Here is a 24670-nt window from a genome sequence, read left to right as displayed (position 1 = left end):
TCCTCACGCGTCGACGGTCTGGCGGTCGGCGGCGGTCGCCTCCGCGGTGGCGGCGGTCTGGGCGGTCGCCGCGTTCGGCGTCGCGGTCACGGCCGGCTTCCGGCTGCGCTTCCACAGCCGGGAGGCTCCGCTCGCCCCGCCGCCGAGCGCTGCGGTCAGGCGGTCCAGCAGGATCGCCAGGACCACCACCGACAGACCGGCTTCGGCACCGAGTCCGACGTCGATGCGGTTCAGCGACGCGACGATCTGCTCGCCGAGGCCGCCGGCACCGACCATGCCGGCGATGACGACCATCGAGAGCGAGAGCATGATGACCTGGTTGACGCCGGCCATGATGCTGGCCTTCGCGAGCGGCAGCTGGATCTGGCGGAGGATGCGCCACGGGCTGGAGCCGAACGCGGCGCCGGCCTCGACGACCTCGCTCGGGACGCCGCGGATGCCGAGCTCGGTGAGCCGGACGCCCGGGGCCATCGCGAACACGATGGTCGCGACGATGCCGGGGACGACACCGACGCGGAACAGCAGCAGCGCGGGGATGAGGTAGACGAACGCCGGGGTCGTCTGCATGAAGTCGAGCACCGGCCGGATCACCCGGCTGGCACCGTCGGAGCGCGCGGCCCAGACCCCGAGCGGGATGCTGAACACCACGGCGAGCCCGGCGGCGACGATGACGAGCGCCAGGGTGTCCATCGCGTTGGTCCACTGCCCGACGCTGACGATGAACAGCAGGCCGATCGCCGCACCGAGGGCGAGCTTCCAGCCCTTCGCGACGAACGCGAGCGCGACGAGGATCAGCGTGATCACCCAGAACGGCGGCGTGGAGAGGAAGTACTCCATCCACGCGTCCATCCAGGTGAACACGTACCGGACGACGTCGAAGAAGCCGGACAGGTAGGTCGTGATCCAGTCGACGACCGCGGCGACCCACGTGCCGAGCGGCAGGTGGAAGTCCCCGAAGGAGTTGGTGCCGGGGGTGATCATGCGTTCGTCCCTTCCGTGGTGGCGAGCGTCTCGTCGAGGTCGTCGTTCGAGATGCGGGTCACCGGCTCGAGCGTCTGGATGGGGCTGGTCGTCGTCGGGACGTTGCCGAGCGCCGCGAGGAGCGTGATGCGCGGGACGACCCCGAGCAGGCGACCCTCGGCGTCGACGACCGCGATGGGCAGCGGCGACTCGACGGCGAGCTCGAACAGGTCGGTGAGCGCGGTGTCCGGCGCGACCCGGGCGTACTCGGTGTTCACGATCGCGTCGAGGTTCGTGTCGCCGGCCTTGACCTGGCGCATCACGTGGCGGTCGCGGACCCAGCCGTCGAGGGTGCGGCCGCGGCCGGTGACGAACACGGCGGCGGTCTGCAGGTCCCGCATGACGCGGAGCGCGCCACGGGGTCCGGCCGTGACCGGCACGACGGCGCGCGCCGGCTCCATCACGCTCGCGGCGGTGAGGACGCGGGCGCGGTCGACGTCCTGCACGAACTGGGCGACGTAGTCGTTCGCCGGGTCGGTGAGGATGTCCTCCGGCGTGCCGATCTGCACGATGCGGCCGTCGCGCATCACCGCGATCCGGTCGCCGAGGAACATCGCCTCGTTGAGGTCGTGCGTGATGAAGACGATGGTCTTGCCGAGCCGCTGCTGCAGGTCGACGAGCTGCTCCTGCATCTCGCGGCGGATCAGGGGGTCGAGGGCGCTGAACGCCTCGTCCATGAGCAGGACGTCGGTCTCCGCGGCGAGCGCGCGGGCGATGCCGACGCGCTGCTGCATGCCGCCGGAGAGCTCGTCGGGCTTCGCGTCCGCCCATGCGTCGAGGCCCACGAGGTCGATGACCTCCCGGGCCTTCGCGAGCCGTGCCGCCTTCCCGACGCCGTTCACCTCGAGGCCGTACGCGACGTTCTCGATGACGGTGCGGTGCGGCAGGAGCGCGAAGTGCTGGAACACCATCGAGACGCTCGACCGGCGGATGTCCCGGACCTCCTTCGCCGGGGCCTTCGTGATGGTCCGGCCACCGATCTCGACCGAGCCCGCCGTCGGCTCGAGCAGACCGTTCAGCATCCGGATGAGCGTCGACTTGCCGGAGCCGGAGAGGCCCATCACGACGAAGATCTCGCCGGGTCGGACGTCGAACGACGCGTCGATGACGGCAGCGGAGCCGAACTCGCGGACGTCGTCGCGCGATGCGCCGGCGGCGAGGCGGCGGACGGCCTCGCCGGGGCGGCGGCCGAACACCTTGGTGACGTCACGGACGCGGACGGCAGGGGTCGCGCTCGGGTCCTCCGGCGTGCGGAGGTCCTGCGCTTCCTGGGGTGGTGCGATGGTCAACGGGACTCCTCGCGTGATCGCGGCGCACGGGCGCACGGCGACACGGTGTGGTTGCGAACGGGTCGTCCGGCACCCTGTTCGTCGTGACCGCGTCGAGCCCGGCGCGTCAGCGCTGGGCGAGCGATCTCGCACGCGGGGGTCGTACTCGGGACGACCCCGGTCCGGCCGACCGTACGGCCCCCGCGGCAGCTGCTGCGGTGGACGCGTCCTGATCGTCGGTGTCCCTGAGGGGACGTTCAACGGTAACGACACTTGTCCCCCATCGCGAATCGAGGGTCCTCGTCGTGGCACCACGATTCCGCTGCACCTGTACCGTGACGGGAATGACAGCGCAGAACGACACCGGCGTGGACCGAGCGCCCGCGAACGACTTCTCGCACGAGCAAGAGGGCTACCAGCACGGTCTGAAGCCCCGGCAGTTGCAGATGATCGCCATCGGCGGCGCGATCGGCACCGGGCTCTTCCTCGGCGCCGGTGGACGACTGAACACCGCGGGCCCTGCGCTCGCGGTCGTGTACCTGATCGCGGGCGTCTTCGGCTTCTTCATCCTGCGTGCGCTCGGCGAGCTCGTGCTGCACCGTCCGTCGTCGGGGTCGTTCATCTCCTACGCCCGCGAGTTCTACGGCGAGAAGTTCGCGTACGCGGCCGGCTGGATGTACTTCCTCAACTGGGCGATGACGTCGATCGTGGACACCACCGCCGTCGCCGTCTACCTGCACTACTGGTCGGCGTTCACCTCGGCGCCGCAGTGGCTCCTCGCGCTGATCGCCCTGCTCGTCGTGCTCGCCGCCAACATGGTCGCGGTGAAGCTGTTCGGCGAGCTCGAGTTCTGGTTCGCGATCATCAAGGTCGCCGCGCTCGTCGCATTCCTCGTGATCGGGCTCATCTGGCTGATCTGGGCGTTCCCGGTGGAGGCCGGCGGCCAGCAGGTGCAGACCGGGTTCTCGATCTGGGCGGACAACGGCGGGCTGCTGCCGAACGGACTGCTGCCGACGGTGCTCGTCGTGCAGGGCGTCGTGTTCGCGTACGCCGCGATCGAGCTCGTCGGCACCGCGTCCGGCGAGACGCAGAACACCGAGAAGGTCATCCCCCGCGCGATCAACTCCGTGGTCTTCCGCATCGCGGTCTTCTACGTCGGGTCGGTCGTCCTGCTCTCGCTCCTGCTGCCGTACACGGCGTACAAGGAGGGGCAGAGCCCGTTCGTCACGTTCTTCTCCTCGATCGGGAACCCGCAGGTCGGCGCCGTCGTCGGCTCGATCATGAACTTCGTCGTGCTGACCGCGGCGCTGTCCTCGCTGAACGCCGGGCTGTACTCCACCGGCCGCGCCCTGCACTCGATGGGCATGAACGGGTCGGCACCGAAGTGGACCACGAAGATGTCCCGCGGCGGTGTCCCCTACGCCGGCATCCTGCTCACCGCCTGCTTCACGGTGGCCGGCGTCGTGCTGAACTACTTCGTCCCGAGCCAGGCGTTCGAGATCGCGCTGAACATCGCGAGCCTCGGGATCATCACGGCGTGGGGCACGATCATCCTCTGCCAGATGCGCCTGCGCTCCTGGGCGAAGCAGGGTCTGGCGAAGGAGCCGACGTTCAAGCTCCCCGGCGCCCCGGTGACCTCGTGGCTGACCCTCGCGTTCCTGGCGTCCGTCATCGTGCTGATGGCGATCGACTACCCCGTCGGCACGTACACGATCGCGTCCCTCGTGATCGTGATCCCGCTGCTCATCGTCGGCTGGTTCCTGCAGCGCGACCGGATCCTCCGCATCGCGGCGCTCCGCCAGGGCGTGACGGGTCCGTACCCGATCACCGGCCGCGACCCGGCGAACCAGGTGCGCCGAGCGCCGGAGGACGACGACCAGCACTGAACGCGTCCCCGGTTGTCCGCGCAGCGCGACGAGCGTCGCACGGTCGCCGGGAGGTCCGGCATCCGCCAGTACGATCAGCGGGTGCCGGACCTCTCTGCATCACCGACCCTCGACCTGCAGCTCACGTGGCGTGGGAGCGTCGGACGCGTCCGGGTGTTCCCGGACCGGGTGCACGCCGAGACGAGCTACGAGCGGGACGCGGTCACCGCGGTGCCGATGGACGCGGTGCGCGGCTGGCGCATCGAGCCGTGCGACTTCGACGCCGTGTGCGTCGAGTTCCTGACCCCGGACGACACCTACCGCGTGCTGCTCGACACGTCCGACGAGCAGGTCGCCGCCCTGGCGCTCCGTCGGGTGCTCGGCGCGCCGACACCCGCGTCGTCCTAGGCGGTCCACTCGGGTTCGGCAGCTGCCGCGTGCGCGTGCCGCTCGGCCCACACGGCGTCGAGTGCGGTCGTCTGCGCGGCGTCCAGCACGATCGACCCGACGGCGACGTTCTCCTCGAGGTGCTCGATGCTCGACGTCCCCGGGATGAGCAGGACGTCCGGTGCGTGGCCGAGGAGCCAGGCGAGTCCGACCTGCGCGGGCGTGACCCCGAGCTCCGCGGCGATGCGCTGCACGGCGGGCTCGTCCGCGACCTTCGGCAGCCCCGGGAACGCCCCGCCGAGCGGGAAGAACGGCACCCAGGCGATGCCCTCGGCGACGCAGAGGTCGAGCAGCTCCTCCGATCCGCGGGCGACCATCGAGTAGGCGTTCTGCACGCACACGATGCCGGCCGGGAGCGCCCGCCGGACGACGTCCGCCGACACCGCGCTGACGCCGATCGCGCCGATGAGCCCCTCGTCGCGCATCGCGGTCATCTCGGCGAGCTGGTCGTCGAGGTCGACGAGCTGCTCCCCCTCGGCGACGAGCCCCGGGCCGAGGTCAGCACGGCGGAGGTTCACCACGTCGATGCGATCGCGACCGAGGGTGCGGAGGTTCGCCTGGACCTGGGCACGGAGCTCGGCGGGTCGCTGTGCGAGGGCGAGCGGGACGGGAGCGTCGACCCGGACCGCGCCGACCTTGCTGACGACCGTCACGGCGTCGCCGCTGCCGAACGCCCGGCGGATCAGGTCGTTCGCCACGCTGTGCCCGTAGAAGTCCGCGGTGTCGACGTGGTCGACGCCGAGTTCGGCCGCCCGGTGCAGCAGGGCGACGCCGGCCTCCCGGTCGTCCGCGAAGCGCTCGAGCGCCATCGCGCCGTAGCCGATCCGGGCCACCTCGTGGGTGCCGAGCCGGGACGTGCCGCCCGGGCGGGTGCCGAGCCGGGACGTGCCGCCCGGGCGGGTGTTCTCGGTGTGCTGCTGCATGGGTGCCTCCGGTAGGGTGACGGGAAGCGGAGGAACCTCCGCTTGACTGCAGCATAACCGGAGGAGCCTCCACTTTGTCCAGCCCCGGCACGACGCGACGCCCCCGCGCGGATGCGGCACGGAACCGCGCCGCGCTCGTCGACGCCGCACGGACCGCGTTCACCACGGCGGGCGAGGACGCCTCGCTCGAGGCGGTCGCCCGCGCGGCGGGGGTCGGCATCGGCACGCTGTACCGGAACTTCCCGACGCGGGAGGACCTCGTCGCGGCGGTCTACGGCGCCGAGCTCGACGCGGTGCTCGGCACCGTCGACGCACTGCTCGCCGAACCGCCGGCCGACCGCGCGCTCCGGGCGTTCGCGGACCGGTACGCCCGGTTCGTGGCGGCGAAGCGCGGCATGGCGGAGACCGTCCGGGTCGGCGCGATCCGCGGAGCGGCCGAGACGGCACACACCCGGGAGCGCGTGAACGCCGCGGTGCAGCGGTTCCTCGACGCGGGGGCGCTCGACGGGACCCTCCGGAGCGACATGGTCGCGGACGACGTCACGGCGGCGCTCATCGGGGTGCTGCTCTCCACCCGGGACACCGAGGACCCGGAGCAGACCGGGCGGCTGCTCGACATCGTCGTCGGCGGGCTCCGCGCCCAGCCGTAGGCGGCCCGTGCTCAGCCGGCGTCGGGGGCGAACTGCGTCACGCGGAACGTCGCACCCTGGGGGTCTTCGAGCTCCGCGGCCCGGGTCCAGTAGCCCTCCCAGGTCCCGAGGAGCCGGCCGCCGAGTTCCACCACCCGGTCCGCTGCGACGTCCCGGTCGGCGACGCTGAAGGACACGTGCCAGTCGTCGGGCCCGTCATCGATCCGAGCCAGCGCACCGATGACGTCCGCGAACCCCTCCGGCGCGCCGAACTGGCGCTCCCGGATGTCCGGGTCCGAGGTCGCCGCGAGGTGGTCGCCGTACCCGGGCAGCCGCACCATCACGCTCGGCCCCTCGTCCATGCCGGACACCTGCCAGCCGAACAGCTGCTCGTAGAAGACGAATGCCTCGTCTGGCTCGCGGGACCGCAGGTCGCTGAACACCCACCCGCCCGGGGCGTTGATGTGCTGCGACCCGAGCCGCTCCCGCGCCTGCCAGAGCGAGAACGCGGCGCCGCGGGGATCGATGCAGTCCGCACCGCGGCCCGCACTGCCACCGGGACCGGCGTCCCACCGCTCCCCCGCGCTGCCGCCGAGCGCGACGACCCGGGCGGCAGTCAGGTCGGCGTCGTCCACGGCGATGTACGTGGTCCAGGCCGCCGGGTCCTCGCTCGTCGTGATCGCCCCGACGTCACGGCCGTCGATCGTGGCGATCCGGTAGGAGCCCGGCGCTCCGGGCGGCATCCGCTCCTCGAGGTCCCAGCCGAAGAGCGCGCCGTAGAACGCGGCGGCGGCGTCCGGGTCCGGGTGGCGGGCCTCGATCCAGCTCGGGACGCCCTGCGGGTAGCTGCGCGGTGTTGCATCGGTCATCGTCGGCTCCGATCCCGTCCGGGTGGTGTGCCCCGGTCTACACCGCTCCGCCGACACCGGGCGGCTCGCCGTGCGGGGTCAGTCGTCGGTGTCGACGGTGTTCGTCACGACGTCCCCGGAGCCGGCGTCGATGCGGATGCTGTGCTTCGTGCCGGAGGAGTCGCGGACGTCACCCTCCCAGACGACCGCGCCGGCGTGGTCGTCGAGACCGAGCTCCGTGACCGTCCCTGCGACGGTGTCCTGCAGCCGGCCGGCGGCGTCGACCACGTCGATCTCGGCCGCGTCCACGAAGCGCTGGTTCTCGGCGCGGTCCTCGGTGTCGGAGTCGTCCACGCGCGGCGTGCCCGTGGTCTCCTCCCCGCTGGCGTCCGTGTGGACCTCGTGCTCGGCGTGGTCGGCCGTCACGACGAGGACCTCCCACGCGGTGCCGTTCTGCTCCTGCTCGACCGAGATCACCGTGCCGGAGCCCACGGCGTCACGAGCGGTCGCGACGGCAGCGGCGAGGGCGTCGTTCGTGGCGGCGGTCGTCGTCGCGCCGCCGCTGCCCGCCGTGGCGGACGACGAGATGCGGGACCCGGCGGTCGAACCGGAGTCCGAGTCGGTGCCGGCGCAGCCGGTGACGGCGAGTGCCCCGGCGAACAGGACGGCGGCGGAGACGGTGGCCCGGCGGAGGCGGGGCGTGGTGGTGAGGTTCATGGGACGAGCGTGCCGTGGGAGTGCTGAAGCAGACCTGAAGCCGCCTGTTCAGCCACCGAGTGCGATGCGCACGACGAACCGCGCGCCTCCCGTCGGAGCGTCCTCGACCGTCACCGTCCCACCGTGCGCCACCACCGCGTCCCGCACGATCGCGAGCCCGAGTCCGGAACCGCCGTCGTCCCGGGCGCGCGCCTCGTCGAGCCGGACGAAGCGGTCGAAGACCCGCTGCCGGTCCTCGGGTGGAACCCCCGCGCCGTCGTCGTCCACGACCAGCTCGGCGGTGCCGCCCACCGCGCGGACGCCGACGGCGATGCCCGTGGACGCATGCCGTGCGGCGTTGTCGACCAGGTTCCGCACCACCCGTCCGAGGACCCGCTCGTCGCCGAGCACCCGGGCCGCGCCGATGCCCGAGCCGTCCACCCGGACGACGCCGGCAGACCGGATCCGGGCGACCTCCGCGAGCGCGATGTCGTCGAGGTCGACCGGCCGACGCTCCCCGATGCCCCGTTCGTCGAGGCGGGAGAGCTCGAGCAGGCCGTCGACCAGGGCCGCGAGTCGGTCGTTCTCCGCCAGGACCACGTCGGTCAGCTCCGTCATCTCCATCCGGTCCGGGTGCGCCCGTGCGACCGAGGCGTGCTGGCGGACCGAGGCGATCGGCGACCGGAGTTCGTGCGACGCGTCCGAGACGAACCGCCGCTGCGCTGCCGCGGACCGCTCCAGGCGGTCGAGCATGTCGTTCATCGTGGCGGCGAGCCGGGCGACCTCGTCCCCGGTGTCGGGCACGAGGACGCGCGCCCCACGGGACGCGCCGCCGACGTCCGCGACCTCGCGGCGGATCCGCTCCACGGGACGGAGCGACCGCCCGACGACGATCCACGTCCCGATCCCCATCAGCGTCACGAGCACCGGGACGCCCACCGCCAGCAGGGTCGTCACCGCCGTCGTCGCGGTGTCCGCCGCGTCGAGCGACGCCCCGAAGACCACGGTCGCCTCGGACCCACCGGGCAGGTCGACGTCGTCGGCGACGAGGAGCCAGCGTTCACCGTCGTGGTCGTACCGCGACTCGTCGGCGGTCGGGAGCGCGGGTGGGTCGGCGTCGTCGCCGTGGGCGATGACCTGGCCGCCCTCGCCGACGACCTGCACGAGGACCTCGTCGTACCCGTCGACCGCGGAGGCACCGTCGGCCTCGACGCGGGCGGACGCCTGCTCCAGCCCGCTCTCGGCGCTCGCCCGGACGCCGTCGACGAGGACCAGGCGCAGCACGACGACGAACGCGGCGGAGCCGACCACGAGCGCGGCGAGGACCAGGACGACCGCGGCGACGGTGGTGCGCGCACGGACGCTCCGGGGACGGCGGGCGTTCGGCCCGCCGGCGTTCGGCGGCCGGCGGCTCTTGCGCTCACGCATCGTCGGCCGTCAGCCGGTAGCCCGCGCCCCGGACCGTCTCGATGCTCGCCCGCCCGAACGGCCGGTCGACCTTCCGCCGCAGGTGCCCGACGTACACCTCGACGATGTTCGGGTCGCCGTCGAAGTCGACGTCCCAGACGTTCTCGATCACCTGGCGCTTCGAGCACACCTCGCCCGCTCGACGGACCAGGAACTCCAGCACCGCGAACTCCCGGCTCGTGAGGTCGAGCGGGACCTCGCCGCGCGATGCCGTCCGGGCGGCAGGGTCGAGGCGCAGGTCCCCCACCGTGAGCACGCTCGGCCGGGCACGGGCCCCGCGCCGGACCAGCGCCCGGAGCCGGGCCACGAGCACCGGATGCGAGAACGGCTTCGTGACGTAGTCGTCGGCGCCGGCATCGAGTGCCTCGACCTGGTCCCACTCGCCGTCCTTCGCGGTGAGCATGAGGACGGGCGTCCAGTTCTCCTCCGCGCGGAGTTGCTCGCAGACGGCCCACCCGCTCATGCCGGGCATCATCAGGTCGAGCACGACGGCGTCGTAGGTGAACTCGCGCGCGTGCCAGAGCCCGTCGATGCCGTCGTGGGCGACGTCGACCGCCCACCCCTCGGCCTCGAGCCCACGGCGGATGCCGTCAGCGAGGCGGACCTCGTCGTCGACCACCAGCACACGCATGGTCCGTATTGTCCCGGGCGGCGCTGAAGCGCGGCTGAAGCGGACCGCGCGGGCACGGGTGCGGGTGCGGGCGGGTGCGCGGGCGCGGGTGCGCGGGCGCGCGGGCGCGGGCGCGCGCGTGCGCGTGCGCGTGCGCCGTCGGCTCAGACCAGCAGCAGGATGCCCGCGACGATCGAGGCGGCCGTGATCGCCAGCGCGACGAGCAGCAGCACGAGGTGCACCGTGTAGAACGTGGTCGGGCGACCGGCGGCGTCACGGGCCCGAGTGTCCTTCGCGACCCGCTGGAAGAAGCGCGGCCAGGCGATCAGGTTGAACAGGGCACCGACGAACAGGACGACTGCGGCGAAGACGAACACCCCAGCAGCCTACCGAGGAGATCGGTGGTGCTCGGCCGCCCCCAACGCGGCCGAGTCCCACCGGCGATCACCACAGGGAAACGTAGCAATTGCTACAGACCCTACACGGCCGGAGGGTGCTACGCGACGTCCAGTGCGGCTTCGGCACGCGCGAGCACCGCGCGCTCCCGGTCGCTGAGGGCTGCGCGGGAGCTCCGAGCGCCGTCGTTGATCTCGACGATGAGCCGGCTGAGGCGAGTCGCGGGGTCGTCCGACGCCGGGTACTCGTTGTCGGTGCCGAGCCGCGTGTGCAGGGGCTCGAGCGTCCGGATCGCGGACTCGACGGCGTTCGCACGCCGGGCGCGGGCGACGCGGTGCCCGATCACCAGGAGGAGCATCCCGGACGCGACGCAGATCACGGCGCCGGGCGTCGTGATGTCGTACGGCGTCGACAGGGCCCGCGTGACGGCGAGGTCGCCACCAACGTGCGCGAGGTCCATCACCACGACGACGACCATCCGGACGACGCCGAACAGCCCGCCGACGACGAGCACCCACAGCCCGACGAGGTCCGTGCGGGTCCGCGCTTCACGGACGCGGAGGATGCAGATCACCCCGGTGGCGCCGAGGGCGACGCCGAGGTACAGCGTCTGCGCGATCGAGTACACCGCCGCGGCGGCGTGGTCACCCGCCACGAGCATGAACGTCGTCGTGGTCGGCGGCTTGTCCAGCACCACGAACGCGGTGACGATCACGACGCCGACGACCGCGCAGGAGACGATGATCGCGTTCCGGAGCCAGGGGCCGGCGACACCGACGGCCTTCGCCACACCCCACAGCAGCGTGCTGGTCCCCGCGATCATCAGGCAGTCGCTGATCACCGTCACGACGTTGAACCCGCCGAACAGCGGGTCGAGCCAGCGGTACAACGGGTCCACGTTCGTGACGATCGTCGCGCAGAAGAGCAGGAACGTGACGGCGAGGGTCCGGTCCTGCCCGCGCTGCAGCACGAACAGCGTCACGGCCCCGGCGACGAGCAGGACGGCCTGGACGACGGCGAGCACCGCCGTCACCCGAAGACCCCCCGGAAGGCGCTCGGCCGGTCACGGTGACCACGGATGAGCTGTGCGAGGCGGTCGGCGAACAGCTCGGCTTCGCGCTCGAACTCGTTCTCGAAGAGCCCTCGGGCCATCGCTCGCTCGACCTTGTACTCCGGCAGGTCCGGGATGACGTCGCGGATGTACGCGGACTGCGCCGACGCTTCCTGGTGGGCGTGCAGGACGTGGCCGAGCTCGTGGCCGATCACGAACGACCGGAAGGTGCCGGACGAGGTCGGGGAGATCATGATGAGGTGCGCCCGCTCGAGCGTCGCCACGAACCCGCAGACCGGCTCGGACGCCAGGAACGCTTCTTCGCGCACGACGATCGGCTTCCCGACGATCTCGGCGGCGGCGGTGACGGCCTGGTCGACGTCCGCCCAGCCCTCGGCGCGTCCACGCTCCCAGAACGCGTCGAGCCGCGCGGAGTCCCCGGCGCGCGTTCTCACGGGACGATCCCGCGCTGCGATTCCTCTTCGATCACCGCGGCGATGCGGCGGAGCGCCTCCGGGGAGAGCTCCCCCGGGAACGTCCGCGCGGCGAACCCGCTCACGCGTGCCGACCGGAGCGACCGCACGAGGGCGAGCTGCGCACTGATCCGCTCCGGGACGTCACTGTCCTCGAGCAGGAAGCGCTCGTCGACCTCGAAGAAGCCGGCGAGGAGCTGCAGGAGCTCGGTGTCGCGGTTCCGACGACCGGCGCCGGAGATCATGTACGTCCACTTCGCACGGGAGAGCGATCCGCCCCGGGCGTCGACGTACTCCTCGATCGCGGAGAACGGCACCGGCGCGCCGCGCTGCGACTCCTCGAAGTCGAGCAGGAGGTTCAGACGCCGCGCGAGCTCCGCCGCGTCGAGCGCTCCGCCCTTGGGCTCCCTGGTGATCATCGTTCCCCGATCCCCCTCCGGATACACGAGAACCCCTGCCGGAGCAGGGGTTCGGATCGTGGTGCACCCCCTCGGACTTGAACCGAGAACCCACTGATTAAGAGTCAGTTGCTCTGCCAATTGAGCTAGAGGTGCATGCACCGGTCACCCGGAGCTTGTCTTGGCTTGTGTGCCGCAACGGGAATCAACAATAGCATGGGATCCGCGTGCCCGTGACCACCGCCGGGCACCGACCGAACAGGAGCCCCATGACCGACCGCCTCGCCGCCGGCGACACCGCCCCAGACTTCACCCTGCAGGACCAGGACGGGGTGGAGCACACCCTCGGATCCCTGCGGGGACGCAAGGTCATCGTGTACTTCTACCCCGCCGCGTCGACCCCGGGCTGCACCACCGAGGCGTGCGACTTCCGCGACAACATGTCCTCGCTCCAGGCCGCCGGGTACGAGGTCCTCGGCGTGTCGAAGGACGAGCTGCCGGCGCTCAAGGAGTTCCAGCACGAGCAGGCCCTGACCTTCCCGCTGCTGAGCGACCCGGACCTGGCAGTGCACAAGGCCTACGGTGCCTGGGGTGAGAAGAACAACTACGGCAAGATCGTCACCGGCACGATCCGGTCGACGATCGTCGTCGCCGAGGACGGCTCCGTGCAGCTGCCGCTCTACAACGTCAAGGCCACCGGGCACGTGGCCAGCCTGCGGAAGAAGCTCGGCCTGGTCTGAACCCGGCCCACAGACGGACGGGAGGCCCGGTGCCAGCTGGCACCGGGCCTCCCGTCCGTCTGTGGTGACGACCTACTCGACGCGACGCGCCAGGGCGGTCGTCACCGACTTCGAGAGCACGAGCGTGATGGCGACGAGCGCCGGCAGGAGCAGCGCCCACCCGACGGCCGGGACGCGGAAGACCCCCTGGAACGCACCGATCGCCAGGGCTCCCTGCAGTACCTGCCAGACGATGATCCCGCTGCGCACCCAGGAGCGGCCACGCCAGAGGCCGACGAGCATCGACCCGAGCCACAGCGCCGCGATGGCGGTCAGGACCACGAGGGCGATGCCGGACGCGACGCTCGACGCCGGCGACACGAGCAGCTCCACGATGAGTGCGACGGTCGTGACCACGAGCGCGAGGAACTCCAGCGCGAGGACCACGAGCAGCCCGAGCATGGCCCGAGACCTCGGTTCGGGGGCCTCGGGTGAGTTCGAGGTGGGCTCAGACACAGTGATCCTCCAGGATTGCAACCCTTGATTTGGCCATACCAGTATGGAACGATGTTCGAGGTCGTTTGGACGGCACGATGTGGTGTGCGTCTCCCGTGGTTCGACGCTCTTCTCCCGAGCGTTCGCGGGCGTCGGACTCTCCCCGCACGGTTTCTCCTCCCCACAGGATCCCCCCGTACGTCACATGATCATGTGCAGAGTCCTCGAGCCCCGAACCACGGCCCCGGCCTGCCGTTCGAGCATCGACATCAAGGAGCACCACCACATGGATTGGCGTGACAAGGCTGCCTGCCTCACCGCGGACCCCGAGCTCTTCTTCCCCGTTGGGAACACCGGGCCGGCCGTGGACCAGATCGAGAAGGCGAAGTCGGTGTGCGCACGGTGCACCGTGACCGAGATGTGCCTGCAGTACGCCCTCGAGAACAACCAGGACTCGGGCGTCTGGGGCGGTCTCAGCGAGGACGAGCGTCGCGCGCTCAAGCGCCGCGCCGCTCGGGCTCGCCGCGCCTCCTGACGCAGCAGCAGTACTGACGACGACGCCCGCCGGGCCCTTCGGGGCGCGGCGGGCGTCGTCGTGCGCGGCGCGCCGCGGCGGGCGGTGGGCGCGGCGTGCGCTCCTCGCCGCCGGGCGGTGCGGCGCCTTCGCACAACCAAAAGCAGCCCGAACCACACGATCCCGTGGTTCGGGCTGCGTTCGGTTGTGCGGGGTCACCGCGACCGCCTGGAGGACCGGTGCCAGCCCGCCGGGCGCGCGCCGAGCCTCCAGGCGGTCGGGTTGCACCCCACTACGAACGCCGCGCCCCCACGCACCGGGGCGCGACGTCCACGCGCGGGCGCGTCCCCGCGCACGCTCCGCGCGACGGACACCACTCGCGCCGACGCGCGATGCGACAGCGCACCGCGCGGTGCGGTGCGGTGCGGTGCGGTGCCTTTGCACAACTGAAAGCAGCCCGAACCACGGAATTCCGTGGTTCGGGCTGCTTTCGGTTGTGCGCCGCCGCCCGGCGCCAGCGCCGCGCGCCGCGCGCCCCGCGCCCCGCGCCAGCGCCGCGCGCCGCGCGCCCCGCGGCGCCGCTACGCGGCCGCGGTCTCCCAGCGGAACGGGATCGAGATGGTGACCTCGGTGCCGCTGCCGGTCAGCGTGTGCCAGTCGATCGTGCCGCCGAGCTCGCCCTGGATGAGCGTGCGGACGATCTGCGTGCCGAGGCCCGAGCCGACCTTGCCTTCCGGCAGCCCGACGCCGTTGTCCCGCACCTGGATCGACAGGTGGTCGTCGGAGCGGCGGGCGACGATCTCGACCTCGCCGTCGCGGCCGTCGAGCCCGTGCTCCACCGCGTTCGTGACGAGTTCGGTGAGCCCGAGCGCGAGCGGCGTCGCGGCCTCCGACGGGAGCACCCCGAACTCCCCCGTCTTCTTCGGGTGGACCGTGGTGTTGTGGGAGGCGGCGACCTCGGTGACGAGCTTCAGGACGGAGTCGAAGACCTCGTCGAAGTCGACGTTCTGGCTGAGGCCCGTCGACAGGGTGTCGTGCACGACGGCGATGGCGGCGACGCGGCGCATCGCGTTCTGCAGTGACGTCCGTGCTTCGTCCGAGTGGGTCCGGCGCGCCTGGATGCGGAGCAGGGACGCGACGGTCTGCAGGTTGTTCTTCACCCGGTGGTGGATCTCCCGGATGGTGGCGTCCTTGGTGATGAGCTCGCGCTCCTGGTGCCGCATCTCGGTGACGTCGCGGCAGAGCACGACGGCGCCGATGCGCTCACCGTGGTCGCGCAGCGGGATCGAGCGGAGCGTCACGGTGACACCCTTCGACTCGATGTCGGCTCGCCACGGGGCACGGCCGGTGACCACGAGGGGCAGGGACTCGTCGACGTCGAGCTGCTGCCCGAGGAGCTCGGTCGTCACCTCGGCGAGGGACTTCCGCTCGAGTTCGCCCTCGAAGCCCATCCGGTTGAAGGCGCTGAGGCCGTTCGGGCTCGCGAACGTGACGATGCCGTTCGTGTCGAGGCGGAGCAAACCGTCGCTGGCACGCGGCGCGCCACGACGGGGTCCGGCCGGCGCGCCGAGGTCCGGGAAGTCGCCGGTCGCGATCATGCCGAACAGGTCGTTCGCACTCGCGGTGAAGTTGAGCTCCTGGCGGCTCGGCGTGCGCATCTCGTCCTGGTTGGAGTGCCGCGTGACGACCGCGATGGGACGGTCGGTCGTCTGCTTGCTCTTCGGGCTCAGGCGGCGCAGCACCGGGATCGCGCGGACGCGGGTCGGGGTGTCCTCGTACCAGTCCGGCTCGGCGGAGTCGACGACCTTCGAGCCAGCGAAGCTCTCGGTGACCTGCTCGCGCCATTCCTCGCGGATCTCCTGGCCGACGATGTCGCGGTAGAACAGCGTCGCCGCGGACGACGGTCGGGCGTGCGCGACGGCCACGAACGAGCCGTCCTCGGCGGTCGGCACCCACAGGACCATGTCCGCGAAGGACAGGTCCGAGAGGAGCTGCCAGTCCCCCACGAGCAGGTGGAGCCACTCCACGTCTGCTTCGGAGGATCGGCCTTGTGCGAGGACGAGATCACTGAGGGTCGACACCGGCCCAGTCTAGGTGCGACGGACTGTGGACAGATCTGCTCCGTCCACAGGCATCGAGCTTCGGAATTTCTCATGTTGCATACGCCTTACGCTCAGCCCACCAACGAAAGGGGCCGGGGTGGCGCGGGAAGCACAGCGGATCGAGGACGATGCGGGCGGGTCCACGCAGCCGGAGCAGACGGCCGTCGGGTCGGCGGTGGTCGCCGCCACGGAACGGCTGTCGAGCGCGCAGGACCTGTCGAGCGCGCAGGACCCACCGAGCGCCGACGGGGCCTCCACGGCCGAGGACGTCCTCCCCGATCCCGCGGAGACCGCGCGGGCACTCGCCCTGTGCGTCGCGGAGATCCTCTCCGGTGCGCGGGAGGTCGACAGCATCGCCCGGTGGATCACCGAGGACGTGCAGCGCCACCTGCAGCAACGGGCAGCGTTCGCCGCGCGGGCCCGCTCGGTCGCCCGGCGTCGCAACCGACGGCCGTCGATCCGCGTCGGGAGCGTGCTGGTCTGCCGCCCGGTGGACGGTGTCGCCGAGGTGAGCGTCGTCGTGCACACCCGCTCGCATGCGCGCGCCGTCGCCATCCGGCTCGAGGAGCGAGCCGGCCGGTGGCGCGCGACGGCCATCGGCATGCTCTGACGCGTCGGGCTCGGCTCGTTCCGATCGGGGCGTGGGGCGCGGGGCGCACGGACGGGAGGCCCGGTGCCAGCCGGCACCGGGCCTCCCGTCAGGAGCGTTGTCGCGTCAGCCCTTCTTGGCGGCCTGACGACGGTCGGCGCGGTTGGTCGCGGCGGCCTGGCCGGTCGCCGTGGCGGCCGAACCGAACGCGGACCCCTTCTCGGGGACCGCTGCCGCCTCTTCCTCTGCCTGCGCACGCTGCGCGAGCGCCGTCGCGGCCTGCTCGAGGCGACCGCGTTCGTCGCGGACCTCGACCTCACCGTCGATCGACGGTGCCGAGAACTCGAGACCGGCGACTTCTTCCTCGGCGAGGCCCTTCGCCTCGATCACGGCGTTCTCGCCGTCGGACTGGACCTGCACCTCGAGGTTGAACAGGAAGCCGACCGACTCTTCGCGGATCTGCCCCATCATGTTCTGGAACAGGGCGTAGCCCTCGCGCTGGTACTCGACGAGCGGGTCGCGCTGGGCCATCGCACGGAGGCCGATGCCGTCCTTGAGGTAGTCCATCTCGTAGAGGTGGTCGCGCCAGCGGCGGTCCACCACGGAGAGGACCACGCGACGCTCGAGCTCGCGCATCGCTTCGTCGCCGAGGGTCTCCTCGCGCTGCTGGTAGGCCAGCTTGGCGTCGGAGAGGATCTCGCGGCCGAGGAACTCCCGCGTGGCCTTGCCCTTCGAGCCGGCTTCGGTGATGACCTCGTCGATGGTGATCGAGATCGGGTAGAGCGTGCCGAGCTCGGTCCACATGGCGTCGAGGTCCCAGTCGTCCGGGGAGCCTTCGCCGGTGTGGGTGTCGATCACGTCGTCGATGACGCTCTTCAGGAACGACTGCGTGCGCTCGTGGAGGTCGTCGCCTTCGAGGATGTGCCGGCGGTCGCTGTAGATCGCTTCGCGCTGGCGGTTCAGGACGTCGTCGTACTTGAGGACGTTCTTGCGGATCTCGGCGTTGCGGCCTTCGACCTGCGACTGTGCCGAACGGATGGCACGGCCGACGAGCTTGTTCTCGATGGCGAGGTCGTCCGGGACGTTCGAGCGGCCCATCAGGCTCTCGGCGGCACCGGAGTTGAACAGGCGCATCAGGTCGTCGGTGAGCGAGAGGTAGAACCGGCTCTCGCCCGGGTCGCCCTGACGGCCGGAACGACCGCGGAGCTGGTTGTCGATGCGGCGCGACTCGTGGCGCTCGGTGCCGAGCACGTAGAGACCGCCGGCGTCGCGGACCTTGTCGCCCTCTTCCTCGACGACGGCCTTCTGGCTGGCGAAGACCTCGTCCCAGGCGGCTTCGTACTCGTCCGGGGTCTCGGTCGGCGAGAGGCCCTTGGCGTGCATCTCCTGCACGGCGAGGAACTCCGCGTTGCCGCCGAGCATGATGTCGGTACCGCGACCGGCCATGTTCGTCGCGACGGTCACGGCGCCGAGGCGACCGGCCTGGGCGACGATCGCGGCTTCACGTGCGTGGTTCTTCGCGTTGAGGACCTCGTGCTTGACGCCCTTCTTCGCGAGGAGCTTCGAGAGGTACTCCGACTTCTCGACGCTCGTGGTGCCGACGAGGACGGGCTGGCCCTTCTCGTGGCGCTCTTCGATGTCGTTGGCGACCTGCTCGAACTTCGCCTTCTCGTTCTTGTAGACGAGGTCGGTCTGGTCGAGGCGCTGCATCGGGCGGTTCGTCGGGATCGGGACCACGCCGAGCTTGTACGTCGACATGAACTCGGCCGCTTCGGTCTCCGCGGTACCGGTCATGCCGGAGAGCTTCTGGTACAGGCGGAAGTAGTTCTGCAGCGTGACGGTCGCGAGGGTCTGGTTCTCGGCCTTGACCTCGACGCCTTCCTTCGCCTCGATCGCCTGGTGGATGCCCTCGTTGTAGCGGCGGCCCATCAGGATGCGGCCGGTGTGCTCGTCGACGATGAGCACCTCGCCGTTCATCACGACGTAGTCCTTGTCGCGCTTGAACAGCGAGTCGGCCTTGATCGCGTTGTTCAGGAACGAGATCAGCGGGGTGTTCGCGGACTCGTAGAGGTTGTCGATGCCGAGGTAGTCCTCGACCTTCTCGATGCCGGGCTCGAGGACACCGACGGTGCGCTTCTTCTCGTCGACCTCGAAGTCCTCCCCCGCGGTGAGGCGCTTGGCGATCGAGGCGAACTCGGTGAACCAGCGGTTCGCTTCGCCGGAGGATGGGCCGGAGATGATCAGCGGCGTGCGGGCTTCGTCGATGAGGATCGAGTCGACCTCGTCCACGATCGCGAAGAAGTGTCCGCGCTGCACCATGTCGGCGGCCTGCCACGCCATGTTGTCGCGCAGGTAGTCGAACCCGAACTCGTTGTTCGTGCCGTAGGTGATGTCGGCGGCGTACTGCTCGCGACGCTCCGCCGGGGACTGGTTCGCGACGATGCAGCCCGTGGTCATGCCGAGCGCGCGGAAGACGCGGCCCATGAGCTCGGACTGGTACGACGCGAGGAAGTCGTTCACGGTGATGACGTGGACGCCGCGCGACGGGATGGCGTTGAGGTACGCGGCCGTCGTCGCGACGAGGGTCTTTCCTTCACCGGTCTTCATCTCGGCGATGTTGCCGAGGTGGAGCGCGGCGCCACCCATCAGCTGCACGTCGAAGTGCCGCATGCCGAGGGTGCGCTTCGCGGCTTCGCGAACGGCGGCGAACGCCTCGGGCAGGAGGTCGTCGAGGGTCTCGCCGTTGGCGTACCGCTCGCGGAGCTCCTTGGTCTCGTCCTGGAGTTCCTCGTCGGTGAGGGTCGAGAAGTCGTCCTCGAGGTCGTTGATCGCCGAGGCGTACGCCTTCAGCCGACGCAGGGTGCGTCCTTCGCCGATGCGGAGGACCTTCTCCAGCACGTTTGCCACGTGAACTCCTTACAGGTCGTCGCGCGCGGTCGGCGCGTCCGATCAGCCAGTCATGCTAGCAACCCGGTCGAACCTTGGGCTGTGAACACCGGCCCCGGACACGGGTGTGCGCGGCCCGCGAACGGACCGCGCACCCCCGGTTCGGGTGGTCCCGGACGCTCAGGCGAGCGCCGCGGCCGGTTCCTGAGCGGTGTCGGAGTCGGCGGCAGCGGTGCCGTCGAGCCCGATGACGCCGTAGTCCCAGCCCTTCCGGCGGTAGACCACGCTCGGTCGGTGGGTCTCGGCGTCGACGAAGAGGTAGAAGTCGTGTCCGACGAGTTCCATGAAGTAGAGCGCGTCGTCGACGGTCATCGGCGCTGCCTCGAACACCTTCTCCCGGATCACGACGGGCGAGTAGACCTCGTCCTCTTCCTCGTGCGGTTCCTCGTCGACGACCGTGACGGCACCGGTGGCGACGTCGTCGATGAGCTTGCCGTCGGCCGGGGTGACGTCCATGCCGTCGAAGGCCGTCCCCGCGGCTTCGGCCACCGAGGTCGGGCGGTGACGCCCACGGTGCACCTTCCTGCGGTCGCGCGCTCGGCGCAGCCGCTCCATGATCCGAGCGAACGCCAGGTCGAACGCGGCGTACTTGTCCGACGCCGCGGACTCCGCTCGGACGAGCGGCCCGGGACCGATCAGCGTCAGTTCGACCCGGTCCTCGCCCTGGTTGCTGCCGCTCTTCTCGTTGTGGCGACTGATGCGCACCTCGAACGCGAGGGCGCGGTCGGCGAGCACGTCGATCTTGTCGGACTTCTGTTCGACGTAGGTGCGGAATCGGTCGGTGATCCCGACGTTCCGGCCCGTGATCGTCACGTCCATGGCGGCTCCCATCCAGACTCGGCGCGTCGCCTCCATCCGGCGATCGTCAACGCCTTGTCCCAGCGACGCTAGACCCGCCGGGGCACTCGCGTCACCGGTTCGCCGTGAGTCGTGCCGGACACCCACCGGATGCACAGAGGACACCGGGTGTTCACGCACGAGGCAACCGGGCGGGTCGCGCCGCGCACTGGTAGGCGGCAGGCCCGCGCACCCGCGTACGCCACACCCGCGCACGCGCATGCCGACACCTGCGCACCCGCGCACCGTCACGACTCGACGCTCGCCGTCGCGACGCAGCGCACGACCCGGCCACCGGCGGCGCGGACGGCACGGACCGCCTCCGCCATGGTCACCCCGGTGGTGACGACGTCGTCGACGAGCACCACGTCACGCCCGGCGACCCCGACCGCCCGGAGCGTGCCGACCGTGGCGTCCACCCGCTCGAGCGCCGTCCGCTCCTTCTGGCCCGCGCCACGCGGCCGGGCACCGCGGAGTCCGACGCCGGGCGGCCCGGCAGCACGCTGCCGCCGCAGCCGCCCGGTCCGGCGGACACCCCCGCGAGCGAGGAGCAGCACCACGGTGTCGAACCCGCGCCGCCGCCGCCCACGCGGTGACGGCGGCACCCGGAGCACGAGCGTGCCCGGCGGAGCGTCCGCCAGTGCCCGGCGCACCAGCGCCCCGGTCGGCCGCCCGAGCGGCGCCGCGACGTCCACCCGCCCTCGGAGCTTCAGTTCGAGCACCAGGGTGCGGACCAGCCCCTCGTACTCGAAGGCCGCGTCGAGGCGGACACCCCCGACGAGCCGGACCCGACCCGGACGCTCCGCGAGGTCGGCGCGGCAGGAGTCGCACAGGGGCCGGTCGCGCGCACCGCAGCCGAGGCACGAGACGGGCAGGAACAGGGCGACGACGGCGAGGAACGCGTCGCGCCAGGGGTGTGGAGCGGTGGTCATGGGGCGATCCTCGCCGCGGGAGGCACCCGGCCGGGCGGATCGTGCGGAACGGTGGACGGGCCTCCCGGCCGGTGCTCCTGTGGAGGAGCGGACGGTCAGCGCTGCGTGCCGAGCACGGACGCCGTGACGCCCGTGCGGTCCCAGCCTCCGCCCGTGGACTGCAGGACCTGCCCGTCGGCGGTCCGCAGGAGCAGCGTGCCCCCGCTGCCGCCGGCGATCTGCGTGGCCCGGCCGTCCGGCCGCTGCAGCACCGTCGACTGCCCGCCGATGGTGGAGCGGACGATGCTCGGACCGCTCGAGGTCTGCCCGAGGGACGCGACGTCGAGGTCGCTCACCCACGTCGCCCCGACCGCGGTGCCGGACGCCGCCTGCAGCCGCACCGGGGACCCGAGCGCCGTCGGTGTGCGGTCGGAGTCCCGGGTGATCGCCATCACGTACAGGGCGGGCCCGTCGTCGGTGTCGATGAGCGCGAGCGCCCGGGTGGAGTCGCGGGACACCTGGAACGACACGAGGTCGCCGTCCGGCAGCGTCGAGGACACCTGGTGCGGGTCGCCGCCGAGGCCGTACGCGGTGATCGCCCGGGTGTTCGTGGACTGTGCCGTCCACACGAAGCCCTGGTCGTCGATGGAGGGTGCGATGAGGTGGTCCCGCGCGTCGATCCGGAGCGGCTTCTTGCCGCTGCGGACCACGAAGACGCCGTCCGCGTCCCCGACCGCAGCGTCGGCACCGGACGCGCTCAGCGCGATCGACGTCGGGTCGAGCTTCGCGATCGCGTCACCGAGGCCGCTGCCGAGCTTCGCGACGTCGCCCGTGCCCGGGGCGGCGAAGCCGACGGCGCCGTCGTCCTCGACGAGGGGACGCGGGTCGACGTCGGGGTTGACGACGGCGCTGGTGCCGCTGGAGTCGGGCACCGAGAAGCTGGCGCCCTCGATGGTGAGCTCGACCGAGGAGATCGTCGCGACGGACGACAGGGACCGGGCGAGCTGCTCCCGCATCCGGACCTTGTCCACCGTGGTCGCCCGGAGCGCGTCGCTCGACAGGTCGACCTGCGCGCTGCCGTTGTCCACGGTGACGGCGTTCAGCGAGAGCTGCGTGCCCTCGGGGAACGAGGACACCACGGCGCCCTTCAACCAGTCGGCCGGTCCGGAGAGCAGCGCGCTGGCGATGCGGGTGCTCGTGGAGGAGCGGGCGAGGAACCAGCGCTCGTCGGGCACGAGGTAGCGGTACGTCGGGTCGTAGAAGTACAGCGCGTGCGCCTGGAACACCTGCTCGAAGCTCACCGGCGTGAGGATGACGCCGTCGGGCGCGTAGGCGATCCGCCACTCGCCGTCTTCCTTCACGAACTGGAAGGTCAGCGTCGAGGAGGTCGGGCGGACGGCCTGGGTGTACTCGCCGTCGGCGTCCACCGTGGCACTCGCGGTGAGCGTGTACGTGAGCTCCCGGGTGCCGGTGCGGTCGACCGCGCCGCTGCCCTGCCGGATCGTGACGCTCTGACGGGGGTTCCACTTCTGGGCGAAGGAGTCGCTGAGGAACTCCCGGGCGATCGCGTAGTTGTCCTGCGCACCGGTCGCGGCGTCGATGAACTGCCGGAGGATCGTGTCCTGGTCGGCGCCGGGCGTCGGGCTGTTCGGGCGGAAGTCGACGCCGGAGACCGATTCGTCCTTGAGGCTCTGGCCGTCACGGACGGGGCCGCCGGTCGGGATGGCGGCGCACCCGGCGAGCACCACGACCGCCACGGCGGCGAGGACTGCGGCGAGCGCGCGACGAGGACGTGTGCTGGTCATCGGGGGCCGCCTTCCCGGGGTCCGTCGTACGGTTCGTCGAGCTCCGGCAGCGGGATCGCCGACGTCGCCGTGGGCTCCTGGCCCTGCCGCGGCACGGTGAGCACGAAGGCCGAGCCCTCCCCCGGCCGGGACCACACGTCGATGCGGCCGCCGTGCAGGTTCGCGTCGCCGAGGCTGATCGCGAGTCCGAGCCCGGTCCCGCCGATGGTCCGCTTGCGGCTCGGGTCCGCGCGCCAGAACCGGTCGAACACCCTGGCGGCGTCTTCCGGCGGCATCCCGACCCCGTGGTCACGGACGGCGATCGCGACGGTCCGGGCGTCGCTGTCCACGACGACGTGCACGGGCTTGGCGTCCCCGTGCTCGATCGCGTTGCCGACGAGGTTCCGGAGGATGCGCCGGATCCGCCGGGCGTCGAGCTGCATGGTGGTGTGGCCGCCGGGGGTCGCGAGCCGCAGGTCGACGCCGAGGCGGTCGGCGAGCGGCCGGAACTCGTCGACGATGTCGGCGGTCAGTGACGCGGGCTGCACCGGCTCGGTCTCGAGCTCGACGGCCTGGGCGTCGTACCGGGAGATCTCCAGCAGGTCGGCGAGGAGCAGTTCGAACCGGTCGATCTGGTCGTGCAGGAGCTCGGCGGAGCGACCGACGGCGGGCTCGAAGGCGTGGCGGGCGTCGTAGAGGACGTCGCCGGCGAGGCGGATCGTGGTGAGCGGGGTCCGGAGCTCGTGCGAGACGTCGGACACGAAGCGCTGCTGCACTCGGGAGAGCTCGGCGAGCTGGGTGATCTGCCGGCTGACCGCGTCCGCCATGCCGTTGAAGCTCCGCGCGAGGGTGGCGACGTCGTCCTGTCCCTTGACGGGGATGCGTTCGTCGAGGCGTCCGGCCGCGATCTTCCGGCTGGTCTCGGCAGCACCGCGGATCGGCACCACGACGAGCCGGACCACGAGCGAGGTGACGAGGGCGATGAGCACGATGAGTGCGACACCGCCGATGGAGAGCGTCTGCGACACGAAGTCGAGGGTCTGCTGCGCGTCGGCGAGGTCGTAGACCAGGTAGAGCTCGTACTGGCCGGCGCTCGGGATCTGCAGCGTCGACCCGACTGCGAGGCCCGGTTCGCTCCGGCCCTCGTCCTCGAGCCGGACCGCCTGCAGGCTGAGGTTCCCGGAGTTCTTCCCGACGGCCTTCCGCAGTGAGTCGGTGATCACCGCGTCCGGGAAGTCCTGGCTCGCGATGTTCTGCAGCGTCTGCGCCGTCGACTGGTTCGGGGACCGCTCGATCGCGATGCTCGTGCCGCCCGGGCTCGTCGTGTTCGACAGGATCGCCCGCTGCGCCTCGTTCTGCAGGGTCTCCAGCTCGGACTGGTTGTTGTCCTCCGCGGCGGTGGCCGCGTCGAAGATCCCCTGCGCGACGTTCGTCGCACGCGCCGACTCCGCCTCGATCTGGTCGCGGCGCTGCGCGTACACGTTGCTCGAGATGCTCAGCATCACCGCGGTGCCGATGATGGCGACCGCGAGTCCGGTGGTGGTGACGGTGATCGCCACCGACCGGAACATCAGCGACCGGCGCCACAGGTACGCGATGCCCCGCCAGCCCCGCCGTGCCCAGGTGCGCAGGCGGCGGCGCGCCCGACCGAAGGACGTCAGGCCGGACGATGCGGGCACGGT

General features: G+C 71.4%; 24 protein-coding genes and 1 tRNA gene. 6 read left to right on the top strand and 19 right to left on the bottom strand.

Annotation, left to right across the window (positions count from 1 at the left end; all coding sequences use genetic code 11):
* Positions 1–3: 3 nt before the first annotated feature.
* Together EDF55_RS17110 and EDF55_RS17105 are read right to left on the bottom strand one after the other, a co-directional pair.
* Positions 4–981: a proline/glycine betaine ABC transporter permease gene (locus EDF55_RS17110; RefSeq protein WP_123656183.1), complete on the bottom strand. Its 978-nt coding sequence runs from the start codon at positions 979–981 to the stop codon at positions 4–6.
* The gene (locus tag EDF55_RS17105; protein ID WP_123656217.1) at positions 978–2303 is read right to left on the bottom strand and encodes a glycine betaine/L-proline ABC transporter ATP-binding protein; all 1326 of its coding nucleotides are present in this window, start codon (positions 2301–2303) and stop codon (positions 978–980) included. The genes EDF55_RS17110 and EDF55_RS17105 overlap by 4 nt, the downstream gene beginning before the upstream one ends.
* Before the next feature lie 329 nt (positions 2304–2632).
* On the opposite strand from EDF55_RS17105, the gene EDF55_RS17100 reads away from it, so the two are divergent.
* The gene (locus tag EDF55_RS17100) at positions 2633–4174 is read left to right on the top strand and encodes an amino acid permease (RefSeq protein WP_123656182.1); all 1542 of its coding nucleotides are present in this window, start codon (positions 2633–2635) and stop codon (positions 4172–4174) included.
* Between the two features lie 81 nt (positions 4175–4255).
* Positions 4256–4561 carry a hypothetical protein gene (locus EDF55_RS17095; RefSeq protein WP_123656181.1) on the top strand — a complete coding sequence of 102 codons (306 nt, stop codon included), beginning with the start codon at positions 4256–4258 and terminating at the stop codon, positions 4559–4561.
* Here the strand turns inward: EDF55_RS17095 and EDF55_RS17090 are convergent.
* Complete coding sequence (locus EDF55_RS17090) at positions 4558–5523, bottom strand: aldo/keto reductase (RefSeq protein WP_123656180.1); 966 nt, start codon at positions 5521–5523, stop codon at positions 4558–4560. The two genes, EDF55_RS17095 and EDF55_RS17090, sit on opposite strands and share 4 nt — an antisense overlap.
* 74 nt (positions 5524–5597) lie before the next feature.
* Between EDF55_RS17090 and EDF55_RS17085 the strand changes: the two genes are divergently transcribed.
* On the top strand, positions 5598–6173 hold the full coding sequence (locus EDF55_RS17085; RefSeq protein ID WP_123656179.1) for a TetR/AcrR family transcriptional regulator: 576 nt from the start codon (positions 5598–5600) through the stop codon (positions 6171–6173).
* An 11-nt stretch (positions 6174–6184) separates the two neighbouring features.
* Here the strand turns inward: EDF55_RS17085 and EDF55_RS17080 are convergent, their stop codons facing one another.
* The 9 genes from EDF55_RS17080 to EDF55_RS17040 form a co-directional block, all read right to left on the bottom strand.
* Complete coding sequence (locus EDF55_RS17080; RefSeq protein WP_123656178.1) at positions 6185–7021, bottom strand: VOC family protein; 837 nt, start codon at positions 7019–7021, stop codon at positions 6185–6187.
* Positions 7022–7099: 78 nt separating this feature from the next.
* Positions 7100–7717 (bottom strand): PepSY domain-containing protein, encoded by a 618-nt coding sequence (locus EDF55_RS17075; protein ID WP_123656177.1) that lies wholly within the window; start codon positions 7715–7717, stop codon positions 7100–7102.
* Positions 7718–7765: 48 nt separating this feature from the next.
* The gene (locus EDF55_RS17070) at positions 7766–9124 is read right to left on the bottom strand and encodes a cell wall metabolism sensor histidine kinase WalK (protein ID WP_123656176.1); all 1359 of its coding nucleotides are present in this window, start codon (positions 9122–9124) and stop codon (positions 7766–7768) included.
* Entirely contained in the window at positions 9117–9794 is a 678-nt protein-coding gene (locus tag EDF55_RS17065) for a response regulator transcription factor (protein ID WP_123656175.1), read from the bottom strand. Before EDF55_RS17065 ends, EDF55_RS17070 begins: the two co-directional genes overlap by 8 nt.
* A 143-nt stretch (positions 9795–9937) precedes the next feature.
* Positions 9938–10150 (bottom strand): SCO4848 family membrane protein, encoded by a 213-nt coding sequence (locus tag EDF55_RS17060; RefSeq protein WP_123656174.1) that lies wholly within the window; start codon positions 10148–10150, stop codon positions 9938–9940.
* Positions 10151–10269: 119 nt separating this feature from the next.
* On the bottom strand, positions 10270–11193 hold the full coding sequence (locus EDF55_RS17055) for a hypothetical protein (protein WP_123656173.1): 924 nt from the start codon (positions 11191–11193) through the stop codon (positions 10270–10272).
* A 5-nt stretch (positions 11194–11198) separates the two neighbouring features.
* Entirely contained in the window at positions 11199–11675 is a 477-nt protein-coding gene (locus EDF55_RS17050) for an ImmA/IrrE family metallo-endopeptidase (protein WP_185017505.1), read from the bottom strand.
* On the bottom strand, positions 11672–12112 hold the full coding sequence (locus EDF55_RS17045; RefSeq protein ID WP_123656171.1) for a hypothetical protein: 441 nt from the start codon (positions 12110–12112) through the stop codon (positions 11672–11674). Before EDF55_RS17045 ends, EDF55_RS17050 begins: the two co-directional genes overlap by 4 nt.
* A gap of 59 nt (positions 12113–12171) precedes the next feature.
* Positions 12172–12247, bottom strand: a tRNA-Lys gene (locus EDF55_RS17040).
* Between the two features lie 113 nt (positions 12248–12360).
* On the opposite strand from EDF55_RS17040, the gene bcp reads away from it, so the two are divergent.
* Complete coding sequence (gene bcp, locus EDF55_RS17035; protein ID WP_123656170.1) at positions 12361–12831, top strand: thioredoxin-dependent thiol peroxidase; 471 nt, start codon at positions 12361–12363, stop codon at positions 12829–12831.
* 72 nt (positions 12832–12903) lie between these two features.
* On the opposite strand, the gene EDF55_RS17030 is transcribed toward bcp, so the two are convergent.
* Positions 12904–13326: a hypothetical protein gene (locus EDF55_RS17030; protein ID WP_123656169.1), complete on the bottom strand. Its 423-nt coding sequence runs from the start codon at positions 13324–13326 to the stop codon at positions 12904–12906.
* 265 nt (positions 13327–13591) lie between these two features.
* On the opposite strand from EDF55_RS17030, the gene EDF55_RS17025 reads away from it, so the two are divergent.
* Positions 13592–13840, top strand: coding sequence for a WhiB family transcriptional regulator (locus EDF55_RS17025; RefSeq protein ID WP_017888820.1), 249 nt, complete (start codon positions 13592–13594; stop codon positions 13838–13840).
* A gap of 560 nt (positions 13841–14400) precedes the next feature.
* On the opposite strand, the gene EDF55_RS17020 is transcribed toward EDF55_RS17025, so the two are convergent.
* Entirely contained in the window at positions 14401–15900 is a 1500-nt protein-coding gene (locus EDF55_RS17020) for a sensor histidine kinase (protein WP_123656168.1), read from the bottom strand.
* Between the two features lie 118 nt (positions 15901–16018).
* On the opposite strand from EDF55_RS17020, the gene EDF55_RS17015 reads away from it, so the two are divergent.
* Positions 16019–16531: an Rv3235 family protein gene (locus EDF55_RS17015; RefSeq protein ID WP_260236095.1), complete on the top strand. Its 513-nt coding sequence runs from the start codon at positions 16019–16021 to the stop codon at positions 16529–16531.
* Positions 16532–16636: 105 nt separating this feature from the next.
* On the opposite strand, the gene secA is transcribed toward EDF55_RS17015, so the two are convergent.
* From secA to mtrB, 5 genes are all read right to left on the bottom strand, one after another.
* Positions 16637–19417, bottom strand: a complete 2781-nt coding sequence (secA, locus tag EDF55_RS17010) for a preprotein translocase subunit SecA (RefSeq protein ID WP_123656167.1) — start codon at positions 19415–19417, stop codon at positions 16637–16639.
* A gap of 159 nt (positions 19418–19576) precedes the next feature.
* The gene (hpf, locus tag EDF55_RS17005) at positions 19577–20275 is read right to left on the bottom strand and encodes a ribosome hibernation-promoting factor, HPF/YfiA family (protein WP_123656166.1); all 699 of its coding nucleotides are present in this window, start codon (positions 20273–20275) and stop codon (positions 19577–19579) included.
* Between the two features lie 266 nt (positions 20276–20541).
* The gene (locus EDF55_RS17000) at positions 20542–21225 is read right to left on the bottom strand and encodes a phosphoribosyltransferase family protein (RefSeq protein ID WP_123656165.1); all 684 of its coding nucleotides are present in this window, start codon (positions 21223–21225) and stop codon (positions 20542–20544) included.
* A gap of 95 nt (positions 21226–21320) precedes the next feature.
* Complete coding sequence (locus tag EDF55_RS16995) at positions 21321–23009, bottom strand: LpqB family beta-propeller domain-containing protein (protein WP_123656164.1); 1689 nt, start codon at positions 23007–23009, stop codon at positions 21321–21323.
* Complete coding sequence (mtrB, locus tag EDF55_RS16990; protein WP_243698416.1) at positions 23006–24667, bottom strand: MtrAB system histidine kinase MtrB; 1662 nt, start codon at positions 24665–24667, stop codon at positions 23006–23008. The genes EDF55_RS16995 and mtrB overlap by 4 nt, the downstream gene beginning before the upstream one ends.
* Positions 24668–24670: the final 3 nt, after the last annotated feature.

The organism is Curtobacterium sp. ZW137, assembly GCF_003762905.1.
Lineage (GTDB): Bacteria > Actinomycetota > Actinomycetes > Actinomycetales > Microbacteriaceae > Curtobacterium.
The sequence above is the reverse complement of the archived record's forward strand: the minus strand, read 5'-3'. Positions and strand labels throughout refer to the sequence as shown.